A 19787-nucleotide genomic window follows, 5' to 3' on the forward strand; every position below is an offset into this window, starting at 1 on the left:
AGGAGTCTTTATGGAACGTTCACCTGTTCGTACAACTATTCAGGCAGAATCCGGTATCCCGTTCCGCCTGGTGTACAGCGACACCAAATCTCCCCAGAATGAATTGCCGGATCATCTTCATGACTGGCATGAAATTATCTATGTATATCGGGGTCAGGGAAGCATCTTTATTGATACAGGACTTGAAAATATGCAGGAAGGAGATCTGTTCATTATTCCGGGCAGCACAGTTCATCGAGCCTTGCCGGATGCTGGAAATCCTGTCACATCTTCCGCATTGTTCTTCAGCCCGGGATTGCTGGCCTCGACCGCTGGAGGCGCTGCTTCTTCTATGTTAAGCCTGTTTGAACGTTGTCGCAGACAACGAGTGTATAAGAGACATCTGAGTACACAAGAGCAATCACAGGTAGCAGCCCTTATTGATGATATACAGACCGAACTTCAGCTCGGTCATCATCTAAGCGCACATGCGGCCCTGTTGAGGCTACAACTGTTGCTCATTTTTCTGGAACGTCTAGAAGCTGCGGGACCTGCGAACCCGGGGAAATCCGCTGCGGGACCCTCATGGCTCTCTTCTACGATCTCTCATATTGACGATAACCTTCGAAATGGCCTATCCCTGAATGAACTGGCTCAGTATGCTGCGGTATCACCAGCCCACTTCAGTCGTGCCTTCAAACGATACACGGGCATGACTCTAACGGATTACGCATTAGCCCGAAGAGTTATTATGGCGAAAGAACATCTGGTGCAGGGCGATGAGACGATGGCAGCCGTTGCTGATGCTTGCGGGTTCGACAGTCTGCCCCACTTTTATCGTCAATTCAAAAAATTGACTGGTACAACTCCCGCAGCTTACCGCAGAGCCATGAACAGCTCACGTTAAACTAAAACCGTCCTGAACGTAGTTCTCCCGCTTTAATCATATATATCCACATATTCTTCCATATGGTAGATGTGGTATGATAATCTGGATTATTACTTGTCGGAAATATTGCATTCCGTTGTCAGAGGAGCTTGGCAGTCCATGTTAAACGAATTGAATCGCAGGAATATTGGCATCTTCGCCCATGTGGATGCGGGGAAAACAACAACCACTGAGCATATGTTATATGAGAGTGGTGTCGTCCGCAGTCCGGGACGTGTAGATGAAGGAACAACCGCCACAGACTCACTGGACATTGAAAAGGAACGTGGCATATCCGTTCAGGCAGCCATGACCTCTCTAATCTGGAAGAACACCATCATTGACCTCATTGATACACCTGGACATATTGATTTCAGCTCGGAAGTCGAGCGAGCACTTCGGGTGATGGACGGCGCTATACTCATTCTGTCCGCAGTAGAGGGAATTCAAGCCCAGAGTGAGGCCATCTGGCATGCCCTTCGTTCACTCCGCATCCCAACCATCATTTATATTAATAAAATGGATCGGATTGGCGCATCTGCCCCAGCAGTCATGGAACAGATTCGTTCCACCCTGTCCCCTTTCGCATGCGAAATCCAAACGTATCAATTCCATGAAGATACATTTCATGGCATCAGCTCCCTATGGAATGATAATCAGGATACGCTGTCAGATCTCACACCATCCATCCCAGGTCTGGTCGAGATACTCGCTGAACTGGACCCAGAGGTCATGGAAGCCTACATTCATGAGACTCCATTATCCCAAAGGGATCTGAATGAAGCCTTCTTGCGGTATGTGCATCAGGGTGAGATGTTCCCTGTGTGTTATGGTGCCTCCGGCAAAGGAATCGGTGTCACGGCATTGCTAGACACTGTCCTTGCATTTCTGCCTCCACCTGCACAACCTGTGGATTCCCCCGTATCGGGTGTTGTGTTCAAGATTGAACGTGACCGCACGATGGGACGCACGGCCTACGTTCGCATGTATGGTGGCAGTCTCCACAACCGGGATACCATTCATAATTCGACGCGGGAACTTGAAGAGAAAGTGACGCAGATTCGCCGTATGGATGGACGGAAATGGGCCGATACAGGTAGCGTTCACGCAGGGCAGATTGCAGCACTGTTCGGACTGAGTGATACACATGTGGGGGACATTATTGGCAGTCCCGAGGGTGTGCCTCCTTTGCCACAGATGGCTGTGCCTTTGTTGACCGTACAAGTGCATGGCAAGGACCCGGCACGTTACCCCGATCTTGTCGCAGCATTGCAAGAGTTGACGGATGAAGACCCCTTACTTGACCTGCAATGGTTGCCGGAGGAACGAGAGCTGCATCTCAAGGTCATGGGAACCATTCAGCTTGAGATTTTATCCAGCCTGTTACGAAGCCGTTTCGGTTTGGATGTTGTGTTCGATCCACCATCCGTTATCTATAAGGAAACGCCTCGTGCAGCCGGGGAAGGTTACATCGCTTATACGATGCCCAAGCCCTGCTGGGCCATCCTGCGCTTCAGGATTGAACCTTTGCCTCGCGGAAGCGGTCTGATCTATGCCTCAACCGTAAGGACCGATGATCTGCTGTTACGTTATCAGAATGAAGTTGAACGGCGGATTCCCGAAGCCTTGTCTCAAGGTATGCTCGGTTGGGAAGTAACTGACCTGCGTATCACGCTGGTGGAGGGAGAACATCATGTCTGGCATACCCATCCGCTGGATTTTGTCGTAGCCACGCCTATGGGAATCATGGATGGATTAGCGAGAACAGGTACCACGTTGCTGGAACCCCTTCTTCAGTTCCGACTAACGGTCCCGGAGGAATATGGCGGTAAGGCCCTCAGCGATCTGGTACATATGCGGGCAACCTTCGAAGCCCCTGTCATCGGTAGTGGACGCTGTATTATTGAAGGACTTATGCCTCTTGCAACGTCAATGGATTATCCGGTGAAGCTGCGTTCCGAGACTGGCGGACGCGGAGTGCTTACCACTTCATTTGCCGGATACCAGGATTGTCCTGCGGATGTGAACCCTGCTCGCAAACGCAGAGGAGTTAATCCGTTGGACCAATCGAAATATATTTTAAGTGTACGAAATGCGATTACATCATAATTGGAGTTGAACCTGTGCTTATTAAATTTCTTATCTTTGGCCTTCTATGGCGGATTGTAGGTAATCCGTTCATTGCCATCCTCATTTTACTCGTTATCCTGTATTTCCTGGATCGTAGATACGTTGGGGTATTCCCAAGCTTTACCAGACCTCTCAAGCGTTTGCGTAACATCTCCCGGCTTCGCCAACAGCTTGCCATGAGTCCCAATGAAGTGTCTTCCAAGCTGGAACTGGCTCGCCTGTTAATTGAGCGCAAACGTTACACTGAAGCACATGCCTTATTGCTTGAACTGGAGCGCCCATACGAACAATCCGCCGAATATTGGGAGGCACTGGGAACCACTGAGCTTCACCTGGGCAACATCGAAACGGGAGAACGTCACATTTTAAAAGCCCTTGAGATCAACCCAAGAGTCAAGTACGGACGCCCGTACTTAACCCTTGCCGGTGCCTTCAAAGATACACATGAGGATAAAGCGCTGGATTATGTACATCAATTTCAGGAGATTCATTCCTCTTCCAGTGAAGCGTATTATCTGCTCGGCTCGGTCCATCGTTCCCTTGGACGTAATGCAGATGCGAAGCAGGCTTACGAGCAATCGTTGAACGTATATCGTTCGTTGCCCAAATACAAGAAACGTCAGGAGCGCCGCTGGGCTGTCCGCAGTTGGTTCCGCAAACGTGGATTGTAGTGTCATCCGTTATCCGATGTAATCTTCAGATATCACTCTTCTAACTAATAAAAGTGCACTGATCTCTGCCCTCGTATGAGCAGAAACAGTGCACTTTTTTCATAAAAATGATATTAATATACCAAAATCTCACGCAGGCGTTCTTCATTCAAACGCATCCAGTCCATCCGCTGTTTGAGCTTCTTAATCTGATCCACAGCCACTTCAGGCTCATCTGTGCCCTCGAACATCCGACTGATGAAATGCAGACCACATCCAGACTGCGCAGCAGAATTAATCGAGGAATGGCTAACAACTCTTCCGGTTCAAGGCTGACCTGTTCCCGAAATCCCCTGATCAGTCCCTCTTGTGCCTGCCACATCCAATCTTCACTCTTGTCCATAGTCAGAAGGTCAGACATCGGAACAGCTAACTCCATGACCCGCAAATCCCATGTCGCAAATTCAAAATCCAAAATGGCACAGATTTCACCATCTTGCTGATCTGACAAAACATTCGAGGCATTGACGTCCCCATGGACCAATTGATGCGGCAACTGTTCCATTCCCCGCAGGGCTTCAAACAGATCTGGCAGCGCATCTCCCAGTTGCTTCAGCTCATGCGCACATGCGATTAATGCCTCTGGCGGCGATGCGCATAGTTGTAATAATCGTTCTGGTGAACAGAGCGGATACGCATCCTGAATTTGGTAGTACGGTGGATACACAGGTTCAAGTGGTATATCCAGCGTTGCCATAACAGAAGACAGGGCCCCCGCCGCTTTACCGAGTCCAAATAATTGGTCTGGCTTATGCCAGATGGGATTGACACCTTCCCGATAATGAAACAGCGTCGCAATTTTGGTATGACCTGTGAGGGTATCTTTTACAGGAAGAAAGGTATCCCCCTCGCCAGATAACCGCCTTACAGGTGAAGGTGTATGAAGCTTAAAGTTCGAACGCTGGAGGGCTTCCAGCACCTCGTGTTCAAAGGTGATTTTCATCGGATCATTATGTGTTTCATATTGTCTCATTACGTAACTCGTCCCGTCTATATGGAGCATGTAGGTAGAATTATTCATCCCACCTTTTCCACGCTCACCTATCCAGTCCGATGTGAAACCATAGGAGGCCAACACTTCGGATATACGCTGCTGCTCTGAATGATGGAGGGAACCGGATTCGATATTTTGCACCAAAAATTAACCCCTTTATCTCTCAAAATGGAACGGTCTTTTATTTATCTTAAAGGAAGTCCATCGCTCGGTCTAGTTCTGTTCCAACGTGATCATGAGAACGGATAATATCCGGTTCGATTAAGCTGCTCTGCAATAACACGATAGCCTCTCGCATTGGGATGCACTCTGTCCCAGAACAACAGCTCACGCTCACGACCTTCGAACTTGTCATAAACCTGAGCACACGCATAGTTGCCCGATCCCGCTCCATTCAAAAATGAATTATATTGGCGCACCCAGTAGGCTGCTTCCGTCGCTTGTGGATACGGGTTGTACAATCCGATAGATCGGACCATATACTCACTATTGCCCTTTAACTGCCGAATGTGCCTCATGATCTGGGATACATTACTGCGGGTTTCTCCAAGCACCTGTGTCATTTTACTGGCATTGGGTATGCCGCCACTTGATTTAAAGGTACGAATCAGATCATTCCCGCCAATGGATAATGTAATGATATCCGCCTCACTCAGCGATTGCCGTACGCGGGGATGCGAAGAGATCATCTGCAACATCCCCCCAGACGTCAGTCCATTTACGCCCATATTTTCCATGGATACAAATGTACGAACATTCATTTCTGCCATTCGCCGATATAAAGGAACAAAGCCGGTGCCCAGCAACGCTCCTGTACCGACCGTTAATGAATCTCCTATAGCAACATATCGATATACCATCCCGTCGCCCCTCTCTGCTGTGAATTCCTGAACAATAATGAACTGCTCTATATCTTATGATGAGTGGCAAGACAAGGCGCGGGATGGTGTCCTTAGGCAAGCACCTTTCTTTTGCTGTACAAGACCCTTGTTCTTCTGTAGAGGTAAAAAAAGAAAAAGCCCTGCCGCATAACACGGCAGAGCCTAATCCATTCATTGCAATGCATTATATTACATGCCTATGGTCCGATCCGACTCAACGGAATCCGCCTGTTTCTTGTTAGGGAACGGCCACCAGTTCGCCCGGCCAAACATCTTCACCATCACTGGCACGAAGAATGGCAGGAAGAGCAGAGAGTACAGGATCAGCCCGCTAAGAACTACTGTAGCGATCTGCATCATTGAGAGAACACCGGATGGATACATCGCAGCAAAAGTTCCGCTCAGAATGACCGCTGCAGATAGAATAACGGTTCCCATGTTTTTCATCGCGTACAATATGGCATCCTGTACTTTCATGGCTTTGTTCTCATTGAAACGATCCATCAGGAAGATGCTATAATCCACACCGAGTGCAATCAGCATGACAAATCCGAAGAACGGAGTAACCCAGCTGATGCCTGCGAATCCAAGGATATTAACAAAGACCACTTCGGTTAACGCCATTGATGTGAAATAAGCCAGTAATAAGGAAACGATTAGATACAATGGCATAATGACCGAGCGAAGCAGCACGACCAGAATAATGAATGTACCCGCCAGCATCAGCATGACAGTACGTGTATAGTCATTATTCGAGATCTCCTGCAAATCTGCAAATGTACTCGTCACGCCACCTATAGCTATGTCTGCTTTTTCAAGCGTACTGCCTTGTACCGCACGATGTACTGCCGCTTCAATGTCAGGCACACGGTCAATAGCTTCTGTGCCGTATGGATTCTCTGCAAAAATAACATCAATCGTCATCGTTTTTCGATCTTCGGAAAGATACGTATCAAATACCTGTTTGAAGTCTTTGCTGTTCAGAGCTTCTTCAGGAACGTACCAGCCTGCCAGATCCGAATCCGGTGAATTTTGCAATTGCGTCAGATAATCCTGTGCCGAATCCAATCCTCCTGAAACCTGTTTGATGCCATCGACACTTTGGTTCAGTCCATCTGTCAGTTGTGTCAGCTGACCACTCAGATCCGTGAAACCTTGCTGCATTTTCTCCTGACCACCCTGAAGCTGGCCAAGTCCATCCTGGATGGAAGGAATCTCACTAATGACTTTCCCCTGACCATCAGCAGCCTGTTTAAGACCGGATTGTAACTGACTGATTCCCGTTACAATTTGGCCCAGACCATCAGCAAGAGCCTTCTGTCCGGCTGCTGCGGAGGCAAAACCTTCATTGGCCTGATTAATTCCAGCAGCGGCTTCTCCCAGCTTGGTCTGAATCTGACCCAAACCTTGAGCGAGCTGCGCTGTACCAGAACCGGTTTCACCAATCGTGCCTTTGATACGCTGGTAATCAGCATCTTGCTGTAATTCAGGATATCGCTCTTCAAGTGCTGTGAAGGATTCGGAGAGACTGGTCAAAGCTGTTGAAACCCCGCTTAGTTGTTGCTCCAGTTCACGAGTTCCTTCCCCCAGTGCAGCGACACCAGCTCCCGCCTGACGATAGGCTTCAAGTAACTGATTATTCGCCTGCGCAAGTTGATCTGCACTCGTTTTGGCTTGCTGAAGCCCGGCTTTTAATTCACCGGCACCTGCGGAACCATCTCGAATACCTTTTTCAATCTGCCCAAGTCCCTCACTGAGTTGCGTGATACCCGATTGCAACTGCGAGGTCCCTTGGGTAAGTTTTCCTGCCCCATCAGCAGCTTCTTTTAATTGGGGTTCATTTTTACTTAGCTGACTGCTGGCTTCACTCAGACCATCACGGATTTTGTCCAGACCCGTCTTGCCTTCTCCCAGTCCATCCGATAATGTTCCCACTTGCTGTGTAACTTCAAAATCTTTGATCTCATCACCCGTAGGTCGTGTCATACTGCGGACACCAGAGACTCCGGCCACTTTCTCTACTTCACGGCTAATTTTCTCGGCTACAGCCATATACTTCGCATTATCCATCGCTTCATCGTTCTGAATGACGATCTGACCCGGCAGCGATTCACCCGGACCGAAGCTGTCGGAGATAATGTTGAATGCTTTTACGGAATCATATTTCTCCCCAATCTCATCGAGACTGTTGAACGACAGTTTGCCATCGTAGGTTGCCAATAAAGGCACACAGACAGCCGCAACGATGAGCAGCGCAGCCCATGGACGTTTCAGTGAGAAGCGGCCAGCTACACCATAGATCTTGCTCTCCGCATGTTCAAGCGAACCCTTCGACGGCCAGAATAACTTCTTGCCTAATACCGCCATGAAGAAGGGAACGATCGTCACCAAGGCGAGCATCATTACGGCAATACCCACAGCTACGGCAACTGCAGAACGATACAACATAAACTGGGCAAAGCCGATCGCAATGAATCCAACCAGCACGGCCAGTGCTGAGAAGAGTACCGTTTTACCCGCAGTACGATAGGTAGCAATGATGGCGTCCCACGTATTTTCATGATGAGCCAGTTCTTCCTTGAACCGACTGATTAACAGGATGCAATAATCCGTACCAATCCCGAACATAACGGCGACCATAAAGATCTGTGTAAACGTTGATATCGGGAAGTCGACCCCATCCACGAGGAATGCAACAATCTGTTGCGATACAATGTAACTGATCCCCACCGTCAGCAGCGGTACAAACGGAGCTACAAACGAACGGAACACCAGGAACAGAATGAGTAAAATAAAGACAACGGTAATATATTCCGACTTCTTGAGCCCCTCTTGGGAACTTTCAATGGTATCCTCGTCAATCAGACCTTTACCGGTTATGTAGTGCTCCACATTGACGGACTTCAATGTTTCATTCAGGTCTTCCCGCATTTCCTTGACTGTACGATCTCCCTGATCAATAGATAGCGACGTTAATATCGTTTTGCCATCAGCCGAGATCATCTTCTCGGACAATTCAGGCTGAGAGAAAGGTTCCAGAATGGACAGAATGCCCAGCTTCTCTTTGTCGGCCTCCAATTGTTTAACAGCCTTCTCTGCCTCTTGTTTCCCCGTGGTACCCAGACCATCGGGATTATAAAATACAAGAGCAATTTGGCTGCCCTGCTGTTCTCCTTTTTGTGCCGCAGCTTCATTCAGAATCTTTGCAGCCTGGGTGGAAGAATACCCTTCAGGAACCGAAAACTGTCCCTTCTCCCGGATTAACTCACTCATGTTAGGGGCGGTAAACATCAATACGGCAGCTACAACCACCCATAGCCCCATTAACCACCATCTTGCTTTCAGTATCGCTCTCATTCGTTCTCCTGTCCTCCTTCATGCGTTAGCAAAGCTGCCAGCTTCTCAAAAGATTCAATGAAAATCCGAACCTCTTCCGGTGTAAAATGAACCAGATACGGCTCCAGAATCTGCTGTATTTCCTGTTCTGTCTCCCTGTACACCTGTCGCCCGTTGTCCGTCAGAGTTAAATATACGACCCTGCGGTCACGTTCATCCCCTGCACGATCGACCAGATCACGATCCACCAGCTTGTTGACCAGAGCAGTAATACTGCTCTTGCCTATGCATAATAGTTCTGCCAGATCAGAGGGCGTACAAGTCTGCTTCTCATTAATAAGTCGAAGGGAACAGAACTGATCCATCGTCAAAATCTGCCCTACACGTTCACGTATCTGGGTATCAAACCGTTTGGTTACCAAGAAAGAAGCATCCAAATAGCGATTAACCAAACTTCCAGCATCCGGTCTGTTCATTCATCATTCTCCTTTCGCAATATAGTTCACTTAACGAACTATTCTCCTGTGAAACTATTCTATAATGAAACTATATTGAAAAGCAATACTTTACTCCTGCTTTTTTTGATGAGAACAATAAAAAAACAGGACGTCCGACTCAGCTAATTGCCAAATCCAACATCCTGTAATGCGTATGCTCTATTTATTTTATAAAGTAGTAGAACACTTCTGCGTTATTCTTCGTCTGTATCTTCCTCTTTTTCAAGTACACAACGGAACCGCTCCACACCTGGATAAAGCTCGCCCAGACTATATACGATGAATCCCGTATTCCGGTAAAACTCCAGGGCCTCCAGATCCGTCTCTGCAATCAAAGTGTCAGGATTGTATTTCTCCAGCAGCTGTGAAATCATGCCGCGACCATAATTTTTGAGGCGGTTCTCCGGCAGAACGGCAATATGGTGGATGGTAATCTCGCTGGAGCCTGTATGCTCATAACCGATCAGACCGATCAATTGCTCCTCTGCTTCATATCCGGCCAGATACAGTTCGTCATTCTCTACATATTGTTTCAACGCACGTTTCAGATGATCCGGATCAGGAAAGACTGAGTAAGATAACAGCTCCTGTACTACCGGTTCTTCTATGCGTGATTTCAAATTAATTAACACCCTTATTCCTCCTATACCTTGCTTGTTTCCGTTATCGTATTGTAGTCGTTAGCCTCGCAAAGTTCAAGTCGTATAATGATTCAGTTCCGATTGAAGCACAGTCGAGATGTTATCCGAAACGTTGATCTGCGCCAAATGATATGCATCCAACAGTGCGCCTCCAACAGCCTTATCGGCAGCGGATCACATACTCGCGATACCTTCCAACACATGTTGCTCGGCATGGATATCGTGATAACGATTGCAACCTCCCTTTTGCACATAGGATAACAACCTTCCGTTCTGATCGGCGACAGCCACACGGGTGTGGCTCCCTCCTCCATCCATCCCAATTACGTATGTATTCATCCCTAACTTCTCCCTCCCAACAGAACAATAAGAGTGCCGGGGCTTTAATCAGGTCCCGGCAGAGAATTTATTGCTTTTGCACAGCGAAACGTAGCAGTTCACAACGAAATTGTGTCGGTTCATCATACTTATCCTCTTCAATCGTCTGTGTGACATGTTCTTTAAGCAGAATATTCCAGCCTTTATAAGCCTCCTCAAGTATAGCAATAGCCTCGGCTGTGGGCAGGTTCAATTCAATTAACGGCTCGACATCACGGCCTGAGTTCATTTCTTTCTCCTCCACATTGGTACTCATCGTAATACAATGAATGCCACCTGTTCGAGTTCCTGCTTGTAACCGCTCTAGCGCTTCTTTGAATGCTAGTTTATTCGATACATGTTCCAGACAAGAACAAGCAGCTATAAAGTCAAAATGATCCTTCTCGATGGCATAATGCTCAACGTCTGCTTTTACAGCTTGCACGAGATGATCCACCTTATATTCTTTCGCATACTTGCGAAGTCCATCTATAGCCTCGTCCAGCAAATCCACACCGATGACTTCACTGTTCGTCTGTGCAAGACGCTGTGCAATGGGTATCGTATGCCTTCCTACTCCGCATCCCAGATCAAGGACACGCAGTTCCTCCTTGTGAGCGAGGATACGTTCCAGCATATCCATAACCATAGGCATTGGCCTGGACATCCAAGTACCCGAGGCGAATAATTCATTATTCTCATAGAAGTTAGAATGATAACCTGCCTCTGCTTTTCGTGCAGCCTCAAATTGTTCATTTCCCATTAAGACACCCCCATAGTTTAGAAATTAAACGTCAATGTCCCGGTACCAGCGAATAAAAGGATTGAAAAAATGAACATGATGACCAATCCAGCCGTTACAAGTAATTTACCCGTATCTCTCTTGTATGAACTGTCGTTAAACAACATGACTCCACCTATGGAAATAGCCACCGGAGCGAGAAAAAGTGTAATCAGTACAAGCAAAACGATGGAATAACGATCCAATACCGATTCTTCATATTCAGTCATATAAGGTTGTTCAGGCATTGCCGTTTTTGTGGCAACCAGATTACCGCAAGATTTGCACTTAAACTCATCTTCTGCCATTCCTTCATGGCAGTAAGAACATTTCCTTTGTGTGCGTGCCATCTTCCGCCCCCTTCCACATCTGTCCTATCCATGAATACCCATAATACAATATAAGAAATCAATGGATTACCGATGCTGGATGCGACAGATGGTTCTTCATAAAGGATTCCAGTGCCGCCTCATATCCGGTGCGATCAACTTGAAACGCTGTGCCATGACCCGCACGGGGGACGGTCAGCAATTCCTTTTCGGTTGGGCAAGCTTCGTACAACCTGTACACCATTTCCGTTGGTACAAACGTATCCGCCTCCCCATGAATGAACAACACGGGAACGTTAACTTTGGCAAGTTGCTTGAGCGCAGAAGCCTCTTTGAAGGAATACCCTGCTTTCCACCGGGAGATCAGACTTGTGACAGGTATGAACGGAAATGCAGGCAGCTTGTATAGTTGCTTTAACTGGAACGTCAGTTCTTCTTCCACAGATGTATATGCACAATCAGACACAATCGCTTTAACCTGAGCCGGCAGGGTTTCACCACCTGTCATCAGTACGGTTGCTCCTCCCATGGAAATACCGTGCAATATGATTTCCCCTTTTGTACCCAATTTTTCAAGCACCCAGTTGCTCCACTGTACATAATCCTTACGATCTAACCACCCAAAACCGATGATGTCACCTTCGCTCCGGCCATGACCCCGATCATCCGGCATTAACACATTATACCCATGCTTTTCCGCATAAAATCGGGCAAAACCAGCCATTTCTCTGCCTTTCCCCGAATAACCATGTGCCAGAATCACGGTCTGATTTGACCCCTTATTGGAACTAAGCCATGTACCATGCAGTTGTAGTCCATCATACGATTGAAGAATTACCTCTTCTGTAGGCTGAGCATCCAGCCACTTCAGGTCAGAAGCACTGCTGATGATTTCATTATCCGGCTCAGGCATCAGATTCGGATTATCCACCAAAAACGTTTTTGGCGTACGACGAATGGCGGTTTTGAAAAAATAAAGTCCACCTGTCCACAGAAGAGCAAGAAGGATCAGTACCATTACTGCAAGTACGTAGAATATCATGAACGGGTCCTACCCTCTTTCCTTATTGAGATATCATCAATCTTTACTTACTCGTTGCAGTGACGCACAGGCAGCTTGGTAGGCAGGTAACAAAGCATCCAGCAAAGGTTCTGCTTTTCGTGATTGACCTTCCTTCGCGAACTGCTCTATCTGGGCAAACAAAGTTGATAAATAACGAATCCCCAGACTCAGACTCCCTGATTTCAGATCATGGGCTATTTCAGTAGCAGCAACATGGTCGCCAGACACAATATTTCTGCGCAGCACCTCAATTTTGCCAGGTGTTTCGGTACGATACATATCCAACAACATGCCAAGGAGTGTGCGATCGCCATCGGTGTTTAATTCCGCAATCTCATGCACGATGCTCATATTCAGTACCTCTGTCGCTTCGGAGGATTGCTGCCACTTCTGGATCATCTTACTCAGCACTTCCAGCGTGAAGGGTTTGCCAATAAAGTCGTTCATCCCGGCTTCCATACACTTGTCTTTCTCTCCCTGCATAACATTACCTGTCATTGCAATGATGGGTGTGGGATGGCGCATTTCATCCATTTCTATGGAGCGGATTTGGCGTGTTGCTTCCAAACCATCCATTAATGGCATCATATAATCCATGAGAATCAAACTGTATGTTTTGCTGTGAAAAGCTGCAACGGCCTCTTCCCCATTCACTACAGAATCCACTTGGGTTATTCCCAGCTTTTTGAGCTGCAGCATAACAAGCTGCCGGTTGATGACATTATCATCGGCCAGTAATACGGATACAGAAGCAGTTTCATCATGCATAGCCTCCCTCTGATACTCTGGAGTGGAAGTAGCAGACTCATTCACGGCCTGATTAACGTGTTTTTTGCCAAGTGCAAGTTCGAACCAGAATGTTGATCCTTCACCCTCCTGACTCTCTACTCCAATCTCACCTTCCATTAGAATAACGAGTGATCTGCAAATGGATAATCCGAGTCCTGTCCCTTCATACTCTCTCGAGCGTCCTCGTTCTGTCTGCACATAGGGTTGAAATAACTGGGTCTGATCTTCTTCCGAAATACCAATCCCTGTATCTTCAACTTCAAATCGAATGATTTGCTTGTTCACATCATCCTTACTAAGAGTGACTCGTATCTGTACAGAGCCTTCTGATGTGAATTTGTTCGCATTTTGAATGAGATTGATCAATATCTGCGTAATCCTCGTTGAATCCCCTTCAAGAAGATTGGAGATGCCAGGGTCACAGTCTACTGATAACCGATTGCCGTTCTTTCTGACTTGGGGTTCAAGCAAACGAACAATATAATTTATCGTCTCTTGCAGATCCACTTCTCCCCGTTCAAGCCGCATCTGACCCGCCTCAAGTTTGGATAGATCCAGAAGATCCTGAATCAACTTAAGTAGCAGTTTGGCAGCATCCTGTATAACGGAAACCGAAGTCTCCTGTTCTTCAGACAAGGGGGACAGCTTAAGCATCTCAGCCATCCCCAATATGCCATTTAATGGCGTGCGAAAATCATGACTGATGCCTGCAATAAATGCGTTTTTGGATTCCCCTGCATCTACTGCTTGCTGACGTGCAGCCTCAAGACTATTATTGTTCTTCGCAAGCAGACGCTGGAGTGTTACCAGTTCATTATTCATATCCGAGAACTCCGCGAGTATCCGTTCCTCTTGCTCTTTGCTCCGAATCATCTGATCCGATAACTGCTCAATCGTTCTGCGCAGCCTCTGTATCTCTCCGTTCTCAGTAGACATCACATCATCCCTCTCCTAATCCCTAACCATATCCAGATCCAGATGATTGCATGTAGCTGGCTGAGCCAATAATTGTTCTGCAACCGCAACTGCCTCATCGGCTCCCGGAGCATAACCGTCGGCACCTATCGTTTTCCACAAATCCTGATCAATGTTAAAAGGATATCCCCCGACCATAATCTTCACATGTGCCGTTGCCGGATGATGACGAATCAGTTGAATCAATTCTTTGGCCAGATGAAGGTGATACGTCATCGTAACTGAAATCGCAACAACATCACCCTGATGGCGCTCTATAGCCTCGACTACACTTCCATTAGGAACATTGGCTCCCAGATAGTGCGTATCCCAGCCTTCCATCTCGAACACATCTGTGAGCATACGCAGTCCGATCTCATGTTGTTCACTGCCTACACAGGTGGCAACCAGCCTTTTACCCTCACCCGCATGAGTCAACCAGCGAGAATAGAGACGTGAGATGAATGATTGGGTCGCTGCCGTACAAAAGTGCTCTTGCCCCACACTGATCTGATGATTCTGCCACAATCGTCCGACTTCATATTGGGTAGGCTGAAAAATATATCGATAAATATCACGAATCGTCACCCCAGCTTCTAACTGAGCTTCAATGATCTCGAAGGCTTCTTTCCGTTTATTCTCAAGTAAACACTGCAAGTATGATTGCGCAGCATCTCCATATGGCATGGATTCGTTAATATAACCCGCCTGTGACTCCATTTGTGTTGTTCTATATATTCCCATCTCCAGATAATCGAGCAGAAGTGCCTTTGACGAATGGTCAAATTCTTCTTCCAATGCCTCTTTAATCAGGTTGAGATTAATCGCCAGGTCTTCTTGTGATACCTTGTAACCTTCAAGTAGAACTTTCAGCCAGGCAATATAATGAGTAAACAGGCCTGGACTCTGTAAGAGCGCACTTTCTGCCAAATAGTTCAAGCTATACTGAGAATCCTGTTTGGTTCGCATTTTTCCGTTCTCACCAAATCGCTCAAGTAAATCGGGCTGTCTAAGATACTGTTTCTCCGTTATTTTATCCGCTAAGTTTCCCGATTCCTGGAGTAAACGTTCTCCTGCTTCTTGATAACTCATAGATGCACCCCTCCTCTACCCGCATCACATCTCCATCATCATTCGTGACGTATCCAGAATGAGATCAATGTTAGCTAACTTGCAATCGGGATAGGTTCTTCTATTAGATCCAACCAATCCATCCATTCCGCTCTAAAAAGTTCTGTTCCATTATACATGAATTTTTGATGATCATGTATTTTACGCCATGCATGTATAGAACAATCTTCCTATATTATGGAGGGCCTTGCAAGCCAGTCAGCCAGTATAAGCCTTTACTTTTGGTTCCACAAAAAAACTGACCTGCGTTATGAACGCAAGTCAGTTTTCCCTTCTGCCGCCAGTCCCAGCTTCTTCAACATCCGAATCGCATCCACTTTCTCGGAAGGATCAAGTCCTTCCAAAGCATCGATGATGACCTGATGGTGTTGAGGAAATATCTGTGTGAACAATTCTCTTCCTTCATCGGTTAACTCAGCGTAAATGACACGCCGATCTTCCTTGGATGGTCGACGAAACAGCAGATTTTTATTTTGCAACTTATCTACAACATACGTAATATTACCACTGGACATTAGCACTTTTTCACCAATCTTTTGCAATGCCTGCGGTCCCTTATGATATAACAAATCAAGCACACCAAATTCTGTCGTATTCAGTCCGTGACTCTGGATGTCCCGATTGGAACGTGAGGTCACAGAATTGTAGGCCCGAACAAGAACCACGAATAATTGTAAAGACAGTTCCCGGTTGTCCTCCGTGTTCAGCATTTCAATAATCCTCCATCAGTTGTTTACATTTCGGCTCGTATGAGGAGCCAGCTTCTGCTCCCACTCCTCACGGAGCATTCCCATACGAATTGAATCATAGTACTCCCCACGAACGATACGACACTTCCGCATTCGCCCTTCCACCTGTAATCCGGCTTTTACGGCCGCACGCATCATTCGTTCATTACCAGACCAAGTAGTCAGTCCAACGCGAACCAAAGGAAGATGTTCGAACAAATGACTTGACCACATGACAAGTGAACGTGTACCAACCCCGCGTCCCCACTGGGCAGATCTGTATATTACAATCCCCATTTCCAGCCACATGGATAACTCATCTTCTATATAATAGCTGATCGTGCCCACAATTTGTCTGTCGGATTCAATGATACGGATCGATACCGGTTTGGAATCACTTGCATCAACGTCCAATCGTTTGAGCATACCTTGTTCGAAACTTTCATAACTTTCGTGTTTAAGTGGGTAATAAGGTGCATCCCATTGCTTCCATTCAGGTACGTCATCACAGTAGATCAATTCATAGAGTTCTTTCAGATCCTTTTTCTCCACACACCGGAGAACAAGTTCACCATCCACGATGGGTAGTTCTTTCATGAGATGTAACGCACCCTCTTCCATATTAAGAACGATGGAGCTCTTCGATACTGCCGTCCGCTTGGGCAAGAATGACTGTGCTCGCCATATCCACAAAAAGTCCGTTATCAACAACACCTGGTAACATGTTCAATTGAACATTAAGGCTCGCGGCGTGATCAATCGCTTCCATATGACAATCCGCTATCAGGTTTCCGTTGTCTGTCAGATAACGTTGCTGTCCATCCATCCGCCACTGTGGTTGACACCCCAATTTTTCGAGGGCCTGGAAGGTCCACTCCGAAGCAAATGGAACAACTTCAACCGGAAGTGGGAATTTACCCAACTTTTGCACGGCTTTGCTGCCATCCGCCACAATAATCAATTTGTCACTATTGGCCGCCACGATTTTCTCACGCAAAAGAGCCCCTCCTCCCCCTTTGATCAGGTTAAATTCGGGATCTACTTCATCAGCGCCATCAATGGTCAGATCCAGACGTCCAATCTGGTCAAATGGAATGATAGAAATCCCCCATTCACGGGCAAGCTTGTCCGAAGCCTCTGAAGTGGCAACCGCTTGAATGTTCAATCCATCACGTACACGCTCACCGATTCGGCAGATGGCATAATAAGCTGTTGAACCTGTACCCAATCCAACCTTCATTCCATCTTCAACATATTCCGCCGCACGCTCTGCTGCTATCTGTTTAAGATTCATCTATAAACCCCCGCTGCTCATAATTTGAGAAATGCATATGTAGTTATTATAGATAAAACCGCTTCCGATGTATATCCGTGCCTTCTGTTGCATCTTTGCCATCTTATTTTTGTTTTGTTGAAGGATGTTTTTTTACCCACCATGTTATAGAATACAGAATGAAGCTAAAAAATGGGAAATTTTAAAATAAACAGTTCTAAATACCTATAAACCGTCTGATATGTCCATAAATACGTAAAATATTAAAAAAAATTTAACGATACTATTCAATTTAACGACATTTTATACGACATATTAATTATAGATGTGTTTTAATAATTAGACACCTATGGTTCATACGGTACATAAGTCTCTACGAAAGCGACTGATAAACCAAGACCATGGTCGCATAAATTTCCTTTGGAGGGGATCCCGGAATGATCTAGTTCACTGTACCAAAGCAACCTAAAGTTTCTTAATTTAAAGAAGATCAGGAGTGGAATTTAGTGAAATCATTAAGTTGGAAAAGCATGTCGTTTTTCTCCAAAAATTTGTTACTCTCATTTACCAATATCATTATCATCGGGGTAGCACTTATCGCAAGCAGTTACTATTTTCAAAAAACAGTTCTTGTTGATCAACTGCATGGACAGGTGGAACAAATCACCAAAAAATGGGCTGAAGATATCAATCCCGCCGAGGTACAAGCTGCTATTGCGGAAGGCAGCTATGATGGAGCAGCACAAACTAAATTACGAGCGTATTTTGATGAAATGCAAGAATATTATCCTAACATTGCACAAGCCTACATCTTCGGTGTTGAGCTCGGTGGCGATAACAAGAGATTAACTTCCCTTGTAGCGATGCCGACCAACCTAAGAGAGGCTTTTCAAAGTGAGAACGTAAATATAGGTGACATGTATGAGCAGCCGGTCGTTGTAGCCAACGCACTCAAAGAAATGCTTAATACGGACCGCCCTACATTCACCACATTCTATTCCGATGATTTCGGAACTTGGACAACCATTGCATATCCAATCAAAGACAGTAACGGTAAGATTTTCTCATATTTTGCCATTGATGCAGATGCATCAGCCGTACCCGCAGGACTTAACTCCTTGCTAAAAAACGGAATTATCATCCTTGTGGCTTTCTTGCTGTTATTCCTGATTATCCAATACCTTGTGGTTAAAAACACCCTTTCCCCTATCCGTCATTTGATCAAAGGAATTGATGACGTCAGTCGGGGTAATTTGAATGTCAACATTCCGACAGGCAAAGACGATCTGGGACTCGTTAATGAGAAGTTCAACACCATGGTTCGCAAAATCAACGATACGATCGTTAAAGTGCAAATCACATCACAAGAAGTTAATCAGTCTGCCAAAGAGTTATATGAAGTTTCCGAACGCAACAGTGACAATGCAGATTCTATCAATAACAACGTAACTCAAATCACTTCCAACATTCGTTCACAGGAACAGGCAACCCGAGATAGTGCACGTGCCATGTCCGAGATGGCTACTGTAATCCAGACAATTGCCACCAGCTCCGCTAGTGTAGCGGATGAAGCCTATGAAATGGAACGTCGTTCACAACAAGGTAACAGCGTTGTCCGTCAAGTATCCGAACAGATGAACCTGATTACCGAATCGGTTAAGAATACTGCTTCTGCCATTGAGGTTCTGGAGAGTCGTTCACAGGAAATTGGCGATATTCTCAATATTATCTCGGGAATCTCCAGCCAAACAAACTTGCTTGCCCTGAATGCCTCCATTGAAGCAGCACGTGTTGGTGAAGAAGGAAGAGGATTTGCAGTTGTTGCAGGTGAAGTACGCAAACTTGCCGAGCAGTCTGAACAAGCGACCAGCCAGGTTGGCGTATTGATTCAGGAGATTCAAGCTGGAATCAAACAAGCTGTACGTGCTATGGAACAAGGTACGTCAGAAGTAGATACAGGGCTCAGCGTAGCCGATCAAACAGGTCAACTGTTCGAAGACATTTTAGAAGCAGCGAAAAAAGTATCTAATCAGATTCAGGAAGTATCAAGCGCGACGGAAGAAATCTCTGCGGGTACTGAAGAAATGACCGCTACAGCAGAGGACTTGTCTTCAAGCGTAAGCAAGACTGCAAACAGCAGTGAACAAATTTCCTCATCTGTTGATGAGCAAAAAGCATCTTTGATCACACTGGTAGACTCCTCCACACGCCTTAACAGCATGTCTGAGGAACTCCAAGAACTAATCTCTCATTTCAATGTAAGCAAACAATAATTCAAATCCACAA

18 protein-coding genes are annotated in these 19787 nt (G+C 46.3%); 4 read left to right on the forward strand and 14 right to left on the reverse strand.

What is annotated here, in order from left to right:
- The first annotated feature begins 10 nt into the window (after positions 1-10).
- The 3 genes from ACX9NY_RS12845 to ACX9NY_RS12855 all read left to right on the forward strand — a co-directional run bounded on the left by ACX9NY_RS12845 (position 11) and on the right by ACX9NY_RS12855 (position 3708).
- The gene (locus ACX9NY_RS12845; RefSeq protein ID WP_339260367.1) at positions 11-886 is read left to right on the forward strand and encodes an AraC family transcriptional regulator; all 876 of its coding nucleotides are present in this window, start codon (positions 11-13) and stop codon (positions 884-886) included.
- 141 nt (positions 887-1027) lie between these two features.
- Entirely contained in the window at positions 1028-3016 is a 1989-nt protein-coding gene (locus ACX9NY_RS12850) for a GTP-binding protein (protein ID WP_472478750.1), read from the forward strand.
- Positions 3017-3030: 14 nt separating this feature from the next.
- Complete coding sequence (locus ACX9NY_RS12855; protein WP_472478752.1) at positions 3031-3708, forward strand: tetratricopeptide repeat protein; 678 nt, start codon at positions 3031-3033, stop codon at positions 3706-3708.
- Between the two features lie 148 nt (positions 3709-3856).
- Here the strand turns inward: ACX9NY_RS12855 and ACX9NY_RS12860 are convergent, their stop codons facing one another.
- The 14 genes from ACX9NY_RS12860 to rpiA form a co-directional block, all read right to left on the reverse strand.
- Positions 3857-4882, reverse strand: a complete 1026-nt coding sequence (locus ACX9NY_RS12860; RefSeq protein WP_472478754.1) for a phosphotransferase — start codon at positions 4880-4882, stop codon at positions 3857-3859.
- A 92-nt stretch (positions 4883-4974) separates the two neighbouring features.
- Positions 4975-5601, reverse strand: a complete 627-nt coding sequence (locus tag ACX9NY_RS12865; protein WP_339241461.1) for a GDSL-type esterase/lipase family protein — start codon at positions 5599-5601, stop codon at positions 4975-4977.
- Positions 5602-5811: 210 nt separating this feature from the next.
- On the reverse strand, positions 5812-8979 hold the full coding sequence (locus tag ACX9NY_RS12870; RefSeq protein WP_472478756.1) for an MMPL family transporter: 3168 nt from the start codon (positions 8977-8979) through the stop codon (positions 5812-5814).
- Positions 8976-9434 (reverse strand): MarR family winged helix-turn-helix transcriptional regulator, encoded by a 459-nt coding sequence (locus tag ACX9NY_RS12875; RefSeq protein ID WP_339241458.1) that lies wholly within the window; start codon positions 9432-9434, stop codon positions 8976-8978. Before ACX9NY_RS12875 ends, ACX9NY_RS12870 begins: the two co-directional genes overlap by 4 nt.
- Positions 9435-9649: 215 nt before the next feature.
- Positions 9650-10087 (reverse strand): GNAT family N-acetyltransferase, encoded by a 438-nt coding sequence (locus tag ACX9NY_RS12880; RefSeq protein WP_339241456.1) that lies wholly within the window; start codon positions 10085-10087, stop codon positions 9650-9652.
- A 183-nt stretch (positions 10088-10270) separates the two neighbouring features.
- Positions 10271-10435 (reverse strand): hypothetical protein, encoded by a 165-nt coding sequence (locus ACX9NY_RS12885; RefSeq protein ID WP_339241455.1) that lies wholly within the window; start codon positions 10433-10435, stop codon positions 10271-10273.
- A 67-nt stretch (positions 10436-10502) separates the two neighbouring features.
- Positions 10503-11216: a class I SAM-dependent methyltransferase gene (locus ACX9NY_RS12890; RefSeq protein WP_342572545.1), complete on the reverse strand. Its 714-nt coding sequence runs from the start codon at positions 11214-11216 to the stop codon at positions 10503-10505.
- 17 nt (positions 11217-11233) lie between these two features.
- Positions 11234-11584 carry a hypothetical protein gene (locus ACX9NY_RS12895; protein WP_339241450.1) on the reverse strand — a complete coding sequence of 117 codons (351 nt, stop codon included), beginning with the start codon at positions 11582-11584 and terminating at the stop codon, positions 11234-11236.
- A gap of 58 nt (positions 11585-11642) precedes the next feature.
- A complete protein-coding gene (locus ACX9NY_RS12900) occupies positions 11643-12605 on the reverse strand; it encodes an alpha/beta hydrolase (protein ID WP_342572544.1) in 963 nt (320 codons plus the stop codon).
- Between the two features lie 36 nt (positions 12606-12641).
- The gene (locus tag ACX9NY_RS12905) at positions 12642-14351 is read right to left on the reverse strand and encodes an ATP-binding protein (protein WP_342573329.1); all 1710 of its coding nucleotides are present in this window, start codon (positions 14349-14351) and stop codon (positions 12642-12644) included.
- A 15-nt stretch (positions 14352-14366) separates the two neighbouring features.
- Entirely contained in the window at positions 14367-15461 is a 1095-nt protein-coding gene (locus ACX9NY_RS12910) for a cobalamin B12-binding domain-containing protein (protein ID WP_472478759.1), read from the reverse strand.
- 287 nt (positions 15462-15748) lie between these two features.
- Positions 15749-16210: a MarR family winged helix-turn-helix transcriptional regulator gene (locus tag ACX9NY_RS12915; protein ID WP_339241344.1), complete on the reverse strand. Its 462-nt coding sequence runs from the start codon at positions 16208-16210 to the stop codon at positions 15749-15751.
- Between the two features lie 15 nt (positions 16211-16225).
- Positions 16226-16825, reverse strand: a complete 600-nt coding sequence (locus ACX9NY_RS12920) for a GNAT family N-acetyltransferase (RefSeq protein ID WP_472478762.1) — start codon at positions 16823-16825, stop codon at positions 16226-16228.
- A 25-nt stretch (positions 16826-16850) separates the two neighbouring features.
- A complete protein-coding gene (rpiA, locus tag ACX9NY_RS12925; protein WP_472478764.1) occupies positions 16851-17522 on the reverse strand; it encodes a ribose-5-phosphate isomerase RpiA in 672 nt (223 codons plus the stop codon).
- 509 nt (positions 17523-18031) lie between these two features.
- Between rpiA and ACX9NY_RS12930 the strand changes: the two genes are divergently transcribed.
- On the forward strand, positions 18032-19774 hold the full coding sequence (locus ACX9NY_RS12930) for a methyl-accepting chemotaxis protein (protein ID WP_339243008.1): 1743 nt from the start codon (positions 18032-18034) through the stop codon (positions 19772-19774).
- Positions 19775-19787: the final 13 nt, after the last annotated feature.

This window comes from Paenibacillus sp. CB74 (genome assembly GCF_055687625.1).